This window comes from Mesorhizobium sp. M0833, assembly GCF_040319905.1.
In the GTDB taxonomy this organism is placed as follows: domain Bacteria; phylum Pseudomonadota; class Alphaproteobacteria; order Rhizobiales; family Rhizobiaceae; genus Mesorhizobium.
On the sequence record NZ_JAMYOQ010000062.1, the window covers coordinates 1 to 11,844 of the forward strand.

General features: G+C 56.9%; 5 protein-coding genes and 3 pseudogenes. 2 read left to right on the forward strand and 6 right to left on the reverse strand.

Annotated features, from left to right (window positions below):
* Positions 1-74 precede the first annotated feature (74 nt).
* Together NKH98_RS32250 and NKH98_RS32255 are read right to left on the reverse strand one after the other, a co-directional pair.
* Positions 75-1,237, reverse strand: a pseudogene (locus NKH98_RS32250) (helix-turn-helix domain-containing protein).
* A gap of 1,149 nt (positions 1,238-2,386) precedes the next feature.
* Positions 2,387-3,364, reverse strand: coding sequence for an NAD-dependent epimerase/dehydratase family protein (locus NKH98_RS32255; RefSeq protein WP_352904232.1), 978 nt, complete (start codon positions 3,362-3,364; stop codon positions 2,387-2,389).
* 578 nt (positions 3,365-3,942) lie between these two features.
* Here NKH98_RS32255 and NKH98_RS32260 point away from each other — a divergent pair.
* Positions 3,943-4,722: an O-methyltransferase gene (locus tag NKH98_RS32260; protein WP_352904233.1), complete on the forward strand. Its 780-nt coding sequence runs from the start codon at positions 3,943-3,945 to the stop codon at positions 4,720-4,722.
* Between the two features lie 669 nt (positions 4,723-5,391).
* On the opposite strand, the pseudogene NKH98_RS32265 reads toward NKH98_RS32260, so the two are convergent.
* The 4 genes and pseudogenes from NKH98_RS32265 to NKH98_RS32280 all read right to left on the reverse strand — a co-directional run bounded on the left by NKH98_RS32265 (position 5,392) and on the right by NKH98_RS32280 (position 10,531).
* Positions 5,392-6,533: pseudogene (locus NKH98_RS32265) on the reverse strand (IS3 family transposase).
* A 221-nt stretch (positions 6,534-6,754) separates the two neighbouring features.
* A complete protein-coding gene (locus tag NKH98_RS32270; protein ID WP_352904234.1) occupies positions 6,755-7,075 on the reverse strand; it encodes a hypothetical protein in 321 nt (106 codons plus the stop codon).
* A pseudogene (locus NKH98_RS32275) lies at positions 7,072-8,216 on the reverse strand (IS5 family transposase). Before NKH98_RS32275 ends, NKH98_RS32270 begins: the two are co-directional and overlap by 4 nt.
* A gap of 227 nt (positions 8,217-8,443) precedes the next feature.
* Entirely contained in the window at positions 8,444-10,531 is a 2,088-nt protein-coding gene (locus NKH98_RS32280; RefSeq protein WP_352904235.1) for a hypothetical protein, read from the reverse strand.
* A gap of 207 nt (positions 10,532-10,738) precedes the next feature.
* Between NKH98_RS32280 and NKH98_RS32285 the strand changes: the two genes are divergently transcribed.
* A complete protein-coding gene (locus tag NKH98_RS32285) occupies positions 10,739-10,963 on the forward strand; it encodes a hypothetical protein (protein ID WP_352904236.1) in 225 nt (74 codons plus the stop codon).
* The last annotated feature ends 881 nt before the right edge of the window (positions 10,964-11,844 follow it).

Consider the following 11,844-nt stretch of genomic DNA (forward strand, 5'->3'; position numbering starts at 1 on the left):
GCCGGCCTAATACGATCGCGGCGGGAAGCCCCTGCGGCGATCTCAGAAACAGAGAACTGTTACTGATCTCTGTCTCACCCGAGGGGTGCACTACAGTTTTGAAGTGGTTCGAGCCTGCATGTCTCATCGTCGAAGTATCCCAAATCATAATCCATGAAGCTAGCCAGCCAGATTCGGTCGTCGACCTGTTTGATGCCGACTTTTTGGCCAGCGAAGACGAGGCTGAGATTGATCTTCTTACGGTCGAAGCAGATGCGGCCGCAGGTGGTGACGGTGACGGCCTTGTCGTGGAAGGGATACTCGAGGTCGGGTAGTCCGCGATAGGGCCGTGGTGAGGCACTGTAGCGCTCGGCTGGGCAAGCCATATCGAGCGCCTGGTGCGGGCGTTCGGTGTTGAATTCCTGAACGAAGTCATCGAACCTAGCCTGCTGCTGCAGGAAGTTGCTTCCGGCCGGCTTGGTGGTTTCGAGCTTGAGCGTCAGATGCATGCGTTCATGGCGGCCGTTCTGCTTTGCCGGGCTTGATGCGCTCGATCTCGATGCCGAGCCTCAGCCACCAGACCGACAACCTGGACAGGTTGAAGAGGGCATTGGGGCTGGCGAAAGGCACACCGTTGTCGGTCCTGATCGCGCTGGGCAGGCCGAACTCGTTGAAAACTCTCTCGAACACGGTGAAGGCATAGGCCTCCTTGGTGGTGTGAAGCGCCTCGCAGGCCAACAGATAACGACTGGCGAAGTCGCTGATCGTCAGCGGATAGCAGTAACGCCGGTCGGCCAGCATAAACTCGCCCTTATAATCGGCGCACCATAGGTCGTTGGGCTGGCAGCCATGCGAGAGCGCCGTCCCTTGCGCCCTGTTGCAGCGGCGCTTGCGGCGTTTGACCAGGCTATGGCGGTCGAGCACCGCGTGCACCGTCGAGATCGCCGGCGTGGACATCCGGGTAGAGCCGAGCCAGCCGCTCCCTGATCTTCGGCGCGCCCCAGCTCGGCTTGTCCTGCTTGGCACGCACAATCAGCTTCTCGATTTGGAAAGGAAGCTGATTGGCGTGCCGGTAAGGTCGGCGCGAGCGATCCGTCAGCCCTTCCAGCCCACAATCATTGTAGCGGCCAAGAATCTTGTAGCCGGTCTTGCGTGAGATGCCGAACTCACGGCATAGCTGTGCCATCTTCTCGCCGTCCAGTAGGCGGGCGACGAACTTGAGACGCTCATCCATCGGGTTACACTCCTTGCAGGGCATTTTGCTCTCCCGCAAAAAGCCCGATTGTGTAACCCATGTGCCCGGAATGAACTGTCACCCATCTCTCGGGAAGGGCAAAGTGTACAGCCCGGAGACACCATGTGTCCGGTACAAAACGTCATCTATGTCTCGGGTCGCTCAGGGTCCATTCTGGACCGGAAATCTGCGCCCCTCGAGGATCGCGACTTCATTGTGGCAGCGCACAATTGGTTTGGTTGATTTTCGAAGCTTCGAATGCGATCTTGGAGAAAGTTAGGAATCGAGGTTTGCCCACCACGGTTCAACCGCGACAGTTCACTTGTTGGAACAGAATGAGATTACAGTCGACCTCCAAAAGAACAGCTTTTTTGTCATGCTGCTTGCCGCACTTGCGATTGCGCTTCTACCGTGCAGTGTCTTGAAGAATTTGGACTCGATGCTGGTTTTCACTACGATAAGCTGAATCACGCCACTGCTTTCGTCGTTGGCGGCCGTCTGGCGGCCGTCAGTTGTGCCAGCTCGCTTGTTGGTTGGGCGACTTGGCGGCTGATTATAAATCAGTCCCCCTTTCGAGAGCATGCAAGCCGAGGTCGTGCCCGCTGACAGCCAACGATGGGCGTAATTCGCGGCCGCTAGTATCTATGCTTGATCGCTTTCCGCGGCAAATAAGGCCGCTCATATATGAACCATGGGGCAATCAGGTATGTCTTGGCGGTTGTACGCCGTTCTAGCTCTATTTTTCGCGCTGTTTACCTGGGGCATCTTTACCCTCCTGTAAGCAAATGACCAAAGACGATCTCCGCCCATCAGAGTCGATGGCCCTGTAGCTTTTAGCGGCACGCTCCTCAAAAAGGACATTAGAGATATCATGGTCGGTTCCAAGCACGTGATCTTGTGCGGCCCCGCCGCAGATAGTCACCTGCAAGCCAGTGGGGGTCGTTACGCCTTGTGACGGCCCTGTCGCCCCGAGACTCAACAAATTTGTCGTCGCTCAATGTTTTACTGAGAAAGGGTCGATCTCGCGAAACAACTAATAAGCCAAAGCGTTTTGTGCGGCCAACCAAAGAATTCCGACGGACATTAAAGCATTGCTAGTGGGGCTTGCGACTGTATGAAGCAGTAGTTCCTATCTTTGGCATGTCGATTTGCTCGATGACCTTGGCTTGATTGTCACAGTCCTCCTGTCCATTCCGATTGATACCAATTTACGAACTTGCCCAGGCCGCTCTCCAGTGAAGTCCGCGGTTTGAATCCAAAATCTCGCTCCAACAACGTCATGTCGGCAAAGGTCTGCGCCACATCGCCGGGCTGCATGGTCTCGGATTGGCGGTTTGCCTTTACACCCAACAGACTTTCCAAGATATCAATGAAGTCGCCGAGCCGAGCTGGCTGGTTGTTCCCAACATTGTAGATTCTGCCGGGCGGAGCGTGTGTCAAAGGCGGCTTGTCAACCACGGCAACAATCGCCTCCACAACGTCGTCAATGTAGGTGAAATCGCGCCGCATCTCGCCATTGTTGAACACGCGGATCGGCTTGCCTTCAAGTATGGCCTTGGTGAATATCCAATAGGCCATGTCAGGCCGCCCCCAGGGACCATAGACCGTAAAAAATCTCAGACCGGTCTGCCGCAGACCAAATAGATGAGCGTAGGTGTGGCTCATCAATTCATCTGACTTTTTGGTGGCCGCGTAAAGCGACACCGGATGATCGACCCGATCGCTCTCGCTGAACGGCACTTTCTGGTTGCCCCCGTAGACCGAGCTCGACGACGCATAGACCAAGTGCTCAAAGCCGGGGCAGCTACGACAAAATTCTAAAACCTCAAGGTGACCGCTGATGTTGGACCGGATATAGGCTCGGGGATTTTCTAGCGAATAGCGCACCCCAGCTTGTGCCGCGAGGTGAACGACCTTGGTTATGTTCTGCCCGCTTAGAGCTCGCGCAAGTAGCATCGGCTCCGCGATATCAATTTCAAGAAAGGAAAACCTTGAGGCTCCGGCTAAGCGCGCCAGCCGTGCTCTCTTCAGTCTCGGGTCATAATAGTCGTTCACATTGTCCACACCCAGAACGTCGTCGCCACGTTCCAGAAGCTCAAGACAAACGTGGCTTCCAATAAAGCCAGCTGCACCTGTGACTAAGATTGGCAAGTGAAACCCTCTCGACGACACAATTGACGCACCTAGAACAGGCTGGCCTTGCGGAGCGCGCTACGTACCATCGCTCATTCATCGATTCAATCGGTGCCGCCTCAATTAGGCTGTTCGCAATTTCCGACTTTGCGGTCGTGATCAATCAATCAGTTTTGCCGTGCGCCGAATCGGAAGTGCCATCCGAGGGGATTGATCGCCGCAGATCTAGGATCCACGCCCCACAATCCTGGCCATATTGCCAAACCACGCTCGACCTCAAAAATTTGTGTCGCGACCCTGCATTGCGACAGTACTTTCGATGCATACACAGCACTGGCCTGAGTGACGTGACGCGCGATTTGGCTAACGCGTAGCTGCGCTTTCCATGAACGATCATACTTTGGCCAACAGCGGTGTCGATGTGGCGGGGTTCGGACACGGTACGCTAGGATTTGCGTTCTATGGCGTCTATGTGGATGGCGCTTGCCAATGTGGCAAACTGTCTGGGGCTGCGTTACATGGTCACCTTCTTGCCGGGGTTGCCAATCGACGCCGCCCATGGAAAGTAGGGCTGACTTCGTTAGAGGGGCGGCGCTATGCTTAAACTTGCCAACAAAATCATCAGGCGCATCGTGCGAGCGCCGCTGGAGCAGATTCTCAAGACACCGCAGAAAGTGGCCGTCAGACGAGCTATGCCTGGATCATGGTGCGCCACGAGACTGCCGTCTCTTAACCGACAAGTTATTTCGACTTTCAACGAAATCGAAGCAATTGCGACCGAGACCCAAAGCTTGGGTGAAAAGCCGCTGTGGGAGGGCTTCTCACAAGTCAAAAATTATCCTACAAACACAACGACTGGCCGCACGTCTAACCAAGTCCGTACAAGCTCTGACGTCGGCAGGTTTTATGCTTGGGCCACAATAGATAAAAAGCCGAATCTGATAGTTGAATTCGGAACTGCTTTCGGCGTTTCTGGTATGTACTGGCTGGCCGGTATCGAGGCAAATGGCAGTGGCCACCTGCTCACATTCGAGCCGAATCATGCATGGGCTGACATTGCCAAATCGAATCTATGTCGGATCAGCGACAAGTTCACTCTCACGAAAGGGACGTTTGAGGACAATCTTGCCGTCTTGGATCAATTTCCCGCGAAGATAGACATGGCATTTATAGACGCCATTCACACCAGTGAGTTCGTGTTCGCGCAACTCGATCTGGTCGAGCGGCGCTGCGCGCCGGGCGCCATTATTATCCTAGACGACATCACTTTTTCGGACGACATGCGCGCCTGTTGGAAGGCGGTCTCGCAGCGCACCCGTTATGCTGCTGTTGCGGAAATCGGCGGCCGATCCGGGTTGATTGAGCTGGCGCAATAAAGCCGATCTTTACGAGGAAGACGCCTGAACTGCCGTTGAGGGGGCCTTAGCATGCTGGCCTTCTGTGGTTGAGCTTTTCAAGGGATTGAACTAATCAGGCCAGCGGGCGCGGCCGAAGGCCGGTTCAAGTGGGTCGGTCACAGATCGCTTGTTCGCTCGACGGGTTTGTAACCCCCGAGCCGCCTGTCCCCCTTTTTTTCTAACGACTGCCTCGGATCAAAGATGTCAATGTCTGATCATAAGGAACCTCTCGACGGAAACGAAGGCCCATCATTGTGGCTTCTGGTCATCATCGTTGTGATATTTGCTCCGATCGTCTGGTGGCTGATCAGCTAAAGCGGCAATTCTAAACGTCTGCCGAGCCACCGGCAGACAGCGATTAGGCCTTTCCAGTGGGGTCCGGGAAGCGGCTTTGATTGTTCGATTCCCACCGCCGGGTCGGCATCTTCGAGTCGTACTGCGACGGGCTGCACACCACGTACGACGATCGCGTTTCCTGGTTTCCTGCAGTATGGCGCGGGGCGGCGGAACGTCAGCATTGCAATAAGAGCCACGAAACAATTCATAACGCTTGGCAAATGTGCCCGTCCTGGCGCAAATCGGGAAAATCGGGCGCGGAACGCAATGGAGCACCGCTTGACCTGCCACCGAATTTTCATCCGGCTGCAGTTAGAGCCTCGGCGGGTTTCCGTATGGCGCGGGTTGAGCAACGGGTGATCGGCGGAGCTGGTCGGGGTTGCGCCGCCAGTCGTCCGTCGCGGTGAGATTGGCGGCATAGGCCGCAGGCGTGATCTATCCGAGCGCCGAATGTGGGCGCGATCGGTTTTAGTCTGCCCATTCGGCGATGGTTGTTCGGGCATGGTCGAGGCCGAAGAACAAGGTTTCGTTCAGCAACTCGTCGCGCATCCGCCCGTTGAAGCTTTTGCAGAAGCCGTTCTGCATCGGCTTGCCCGGCGCGATGAAGTGCCATTCCACCTGATGATCCTTCGACCAGGCGAGGATCGCGTTCGAGGTGAACTCGGTGCCGTGAGACGATCATGCCCGGCTTGCCGCGCCGGGCGATCAATTCCGTCAGTTCTCGCGCCACTCGGCGGCCGGAGATCGAGGTGTCCGGGATCGCAGCCAGGCATTCGCGCGTCACGTCGTCGACGATGTTGAGTACGCGGAAGCGCCGGCCGCAGGCGAACTGATCATGGACGAAATCCAGCGACCAGCGCGCGTTCGGCTTCGCCTGGACCAGGATCGGTGCCCGCGTCCCTACCGCTCGGCGCCTGGAGCGTCGCTTGCGCACGGCCAGTCCTTCTTCGCGGTATAGCCGGTAGATGCGATTGATACCCGATGCCTCGCCTTCGCGCCTGAGCAGAATGAACAGCCGCCGATAGCCGAAGCGCCGCCAGGTCGCGTAGCCGGTCGCGCAGTGCCGCCTCAGGGCGACAAGAACGATACCGGATCATCTTGCGATCAGCGCCACAAAGGAACAGGCCCGCCGCTCCGACAGGCCCATCGTGGCCTGCAGATGCGCGACGGCTTCGCTTGGCGGCGGGCCCTACCATTTTTTTGAAAGAAGCTCGCGCAGTGCCGACGCTTCCAGCATCTGGTCGGCGAGCAGCTTCTTCAGCTTGGCGTTCTCGTCTTCCAAGGCTTTCAGCCGTTTGGCATCGGAGACGTCCATCCCCCCATACTTCGCCTTCCAGTTATACAGCGTGTCCTCGGAGATCTCATGCTTGCGCGCCAGGTCGCCCGCCTTCGCCCCCGCTTCGTGCTCACGCAACCGCGATGATCTGCTCTTCCGTAAACCGCTTTCTCTTCATCAGTCCATCCTTCAATCAAGGCCCGGACTCTAATCTAATCTCAGATGGAGGAACTTGCCCATGGCAGGTCACGCTGTCACGCTCAACGGTTCAAGCATTAGGTCGTAGGGTCGTAGGAATGTCGGCGGGCTCTGCTACGCTAGATTAGCTGGCCGTTTGTTATTTTAGAGCAATGGCTGAAACTACCAAAATTCGAAATGCTTCCGCGCGGAGAGAACGGCCTAGCAGGCTGTTGAAGAAGTCTGGCGTACTGCCTTGAGGATGGCTTCGTCGCCGTTGTGGTAGGCGAATGTGATCTCGATCGAGCCGTTGTCGAGCAATTCGGCATGGCCATCGCCTGTGACGTCGTCCATCTCGTCACATCCGGGGCCGTAGCTCAGATCGAGGCCGGCTTGCAGGGCGCCAAAGGCGATCTCGCCGTTGTTGTCGGGTCCGATGGTAATGGTTGCGGGTCCACCGAGGTTCAGGTAACCGCGATCCCACAGATCGGCTTCGATGATCCGCCACCGGCCGATCAGTTGGCAGCCCGCGGGCGCGGTCATTTCGGCGCCGCCAAGAGCTTGGGCAGCCGCACCAGATTGTAGGCGGCGGCCGCGAAGGTGAAGGCCCATCCAACGCGGTCGCGGCCGCGCAACTTGGTCTTCTCCTGCCCGGCGAGGGTCTTGATCCAGCCGAACGCCTCTTCGATGCGCTTTCTGATGCACTGGCTGACGGCATAGCCACCGTGGCGCGTGGTCCGGCGATCGATCGCGGAACGGCGGCCGCTCGTGTTCTGCGCCACGTGCGGCGTCACCCTCATCGAATGCAGCTCGTTGATGAAGTCCTCCGCGTCATAGGCCTTGTCGGCGCCGAGCGTGATCGCCTGCGGCCGGTCGGCGCGAGGTTCGATCAGATGCAGGGCCGCCACTCGCTCGCCATGCCCGTCGGCCAGCGTCAGACAGGCATCGACCAGCAGGCCATGGCGGTTCTCCATCAGCCCATGTCCCATGAAGCACAACCTAGCCTCCTTGCCCCGCCCTTTGCGGTAGAGCCTGGCATCGGGGTCGGTGGTCGAGGCGTGCGTCTCGTTCGACCGTCGCTCGCCGTGGAAGTCCGCTTCCGCGTTACGCCCGCCGTCCTGAGCCGGCGGCTCGCCTGAGTCATCTTCGCCCGAACCGCCCTTCGGCTTCACGCTCTTCATCGACGCCCAGGCCTCGATCAGCGTTCCGTCGACCGAGAAGTGATCCGTGGAAAGGAGCTTCTTCACCTTGGGCTGCGCCAGGACTGCACTTAGAAACTTCGCTGCGACGTTGCCCTCAAGCAGCCGGTCACGGTTTTTGGAGAACACCGAATGGTCCCAGGCTGCGTCGTCGACACCGATGCCGACGAACCAGCGGAACAAAAGATCGTATTCCAGCCGCTCCATCAAAAGCCGCTCCGAGCGGATTGAATAGAACGCCTGCAACAGCATCGCCCTGAGCAGCTTTTCCGGCGGGATCGACGGCGGACCGATCGGTGAATACAGCGCCGCAAACTCCGGCCCCAGCGCCGAAAGGGCCTCGTTCACAATCGCCCGAATGCGGCGCAACGGATGATCGCGTCGCACCCGCGCCTCAAGTCCACGTAGCTGAACAGTTCGCCTGTCTGTTCGTCTCCGCCTCGCCATGCATCCGTCTCCGAATCCCTTCGGAGACAATGAATCATCGTTGCAAACCGATGGCGAGCGCCTTTTTCAACAGCCTGCAGCGAACTCTCTGTCCAGCGAACCGTTGGACAATGGCAATATTTTGCGCTGCCCGCGGCTTTAAACATCCACATTTCGCCTCCAGAACTAAGGGCGAGGACCTACCCCTTCATAAGCTCGGAACAACGAGCAGCGATCGGAGATTACATCGACATGTATAGCGCGCGTGTCAGTGTAGGTTTCGCGTTCACTTCGCCACCCAGCCTGTATTGTTTGTCCCGGCCTCCTTTACATACAAAGTTGTCCCTGGTGCGCCATCTGTTCTCGTATAAAGCGACCCTACCGGGGCTTCGACTTTGCCTTCGGGGCTGCCATCGCCACTCGTCCAGAAGACGTCGCCATCGCCAGGACGAAGACGCTGAATATACCCGTTTGTCCATCGGGCGTTATTCGATCCTAAATCGAAAGCAGTGTCCACTCCTGCTATAATTCCGCGTTCCCCAAAACTAGCTGAGGTCACAAGGGCTTGTTTGCCGCCATCAAAATAAACTAGATCAATCGCAGTTGAGCAATCCGCCTGCTTTCCTGTGGCGCGGCCGACGATGGATCCGGCCGGCCGTTTTGTCGCGCCATCCTCTTTGTAGGAGACGTAAAAGGCAATGCTCGCGCCGCGCTTTTTATTCAGTTTTCCTCCGTTGTGGAGCGACAAGCTTTCGCTTACTCCACTCGCAGAATTGGCTATATCGACGCGGCCGGAGGTCGCCAGAGACTTGAAATTGGTGGCGACTCCGTTTCCCACCTGCAGGCCGTTGCCGATTGAACCGGCACCTCGGAAGCCACCGAGACTCATATTCTTGTCACTGAAAACCGCCGGCGGCTGGTTGGATTCACCGAGATAGCCACCGAATACAGTTGAACTGCTGTTGTCATCAGCCACGATGATCGGACCACCGCGCAACCACTCCAACTTGTTACCTGGCGTCCAATCGCGATATCGCCCAACTACGCCACCGGGCCCCTCCAGTGCCCAGACTCGTTCGTTTGTACCCGGCTCGGTCTTCTGCAACTCAGCCGATGTCTCCGACACCGCGTAATAGCGGTTTCCTTTATAGCTGCAGCAGGAAAGAAGTCCGTTGCCGTGGGCGCCGCAGGCAAACCAGTCACACCCGAGAAACGAACTGTCTAAGATCCCAGCCCCACGATTGTGGTAGCATGTCAGACCTATCCCGTAGCCGCCATTCACGTCAGAGCTATCTACAAAGACCCCGTGTTGGTTTCCTGCAATATATCCGCGTTCGATCCGCCAGAAATTGGCGTTTCCCCTTCGATCGGGTTCTTTAGACTTGCTGCCTGCAACGATGTGGATTCCATTGCCAGGAAAATTAATGACGTTGACGTCTCGCAGTAGCGAGCGAGATCGCACACGGATACCGTGCTTGGTCCGGTCAGCGCCTCCGAGAGATCGAATGCTGACACATTCGATCAGTGATCCCCCCGCACTGGATGTGCTGGGTGCTTGGATCCTGTCATCGACTGTCTCGCTGCCGTTTATCGTGATGCCGTCGCTATTCTGTGGGAAGATCATTTCAGTGCAGAAGTCGCCTGCCGTCCCTGCGGCGTTTCGGCCGACTAAATGGGTCCGATTCTTCAGGTTGACAGGTTTTGAGAAATAATACTGACCGTATTCAAGTTGAATTCTGCCCCCACCATTCCGGCTCGTATTGAGCGTTGCGAGGTAAGCGAGGGCCGCCTGTATCGCAGGAACGTTGTCGGTTCCGGATATTAGCATCTGATTAGGTGCGGTTCCCGCGTAGACAGCATCGGGTCTCCCTCCGAACATTTCAAGCACGATCTCATACGTTTTGAGTTGCCACCGCCGTGTGTCACCATTGGAAAGAACTTGCCAAGGTGCGATGACACCGCTGTTTTCCACTTCGATCGCCAATGGCCAAGCGCCACCATCGCCAACGACAGCGTAGCCGTTCGTACGCAAAGCGCTGATGCCGATTGGAATAGAGAGCGCCGGCAGGCCCGCTACCGTCGCGTAGATAGGGACGTTCCCTTGGCTGACGGCGTCACTAGCAAGTCCGCCCAACAGAGCTCGCAATGCTTCGATGATATCGGAGTTTGCACCACCTTGTGCCGCAGCGTCTATCGCTGCCTGAGCGGCCTGAACGCTGGTCTGCTTGGTCTGAGCTAAATCGGCGTTAGCTGAGGGATGAGAAGCTAAGGGCCCAGTCGCCACAAGGCCGAGAAAACCTCGGCGGTCTACGTTCCACATATCCAGTACTTCCTCCGATGCTTCGTTGGCCTGCTGGATGTAGATGCGTTCCAACTTTGGCTGGATGGTGGCGCAGGATTTCGCATTTGGCAGTATAGGGCAGTCCTGGTTCCTTAGGGAACGCCTTGGAAAGTCAGTCACGGCAACTCTTTTTTTATTGGCGTGGGCTGATTGCTGCCCCGGACCCACGTATCCGACCACTGGATGTGAGCTTTCAGCAGCCTGTCTATCCGGTCCGGGCCGGGAAAGCAGGGCAAGTGGTTGACCGATCTCATCAAGGAAAGGCGCGATCACGAGATCGCTCATCTCTCCCGCTTCAGCTGCGCCGATAACGAGATGAGCGAACGGTTGCGCGGTCAGTGCTGGATGGCCAACCAGATCGCCGCCGAGGCCGGCGTCTCGCCAGGCACTATCATCCGTGTTCTGCGCCGGTTGGGCTTTAAAAAAGCTGGGCGCCTTGGTGGCGGAACCCGCGCGCGGCTATGAACGGGAGCATCCGGGCGAACTCATCGATCTTGACATCAATCAGCTCGAGGATTGGTTTGGTGGGCACCGCATCACTGGACCGCAAACCGGTCCCTCGGTAACCGCAATCCCAACGTCCTGATGCACTCCAAGTGGTCACGTGGGGGCAAGTGGAAGGCGCCACTCAGTCATAACATTCCTGACAGAAAGCTGCCTTCTCGGGGAGCGGCAGATAGCCAAAACCGACCATCTCCGGTGTTCGCAAATCTCATTTAGGGATTTAAATCAGATGTTCAGTGAGCACCTGCTCACATCTGTCCACAACAAAACGGTCTCGTCCACATAGAGCATGGCTTGGCTATAACGTCAGCTTAAGGCCCCCCGAATCCGCCCCCATGTACGCGCATACTACATTTTTCCCTTATCGCCTCGCAATATCATCATAACGCGGCCTTTCTGCAAATTAAAACTTCAATTTGTACCACTAACAATAATCCTACATGAATGAGTTGGTTCAGACACGTCGAAGCAATTTCTACAAAACAATTGGTTATCGGCCCATTCGGCAAGTGATTCCGACGCATCTTTCTTGGATGCCATCCGACAATCCTGGCACCGATCAACCATTCTATCAGAGGCTGCAGGTATGTGATTTGGCGCTAATATACACCCTCTAGTAGGCAGACATCCGCGGGGCGCTATCGAATCAAAGAAGGATTATGGGATGGCGACTCTGCACTACGCCTCGGGTGGCTCTGCCACGGAAATCGCAACCGCCGGCTTCAATCTGGCTGACGTTCAATATGCTAGCCAGGTCAACGCATTGCCGGATGGCATGAAGGGCCTGGTGTATCTGAATGAGCACGAGGGCGTAACCTCATCCTTCATCGAGAAAATGACCC

Coding starts and splice junctions, on each gene's coding strand:
- NKH98_RS32260 (WP_352904233.1), top strand. CDS start 3,943: ATGCTTAAACTTGCCAACAAAATCATCAGGCGCATCGTGCGAGCGCCG.
- NKH98_RS32270 (WP_352904234.1), bottom strand. CDS start 7,075: ATGACCGCGCCCGCGGGCTGCCAACTGATCGGCCGGTGGCGGATCATC.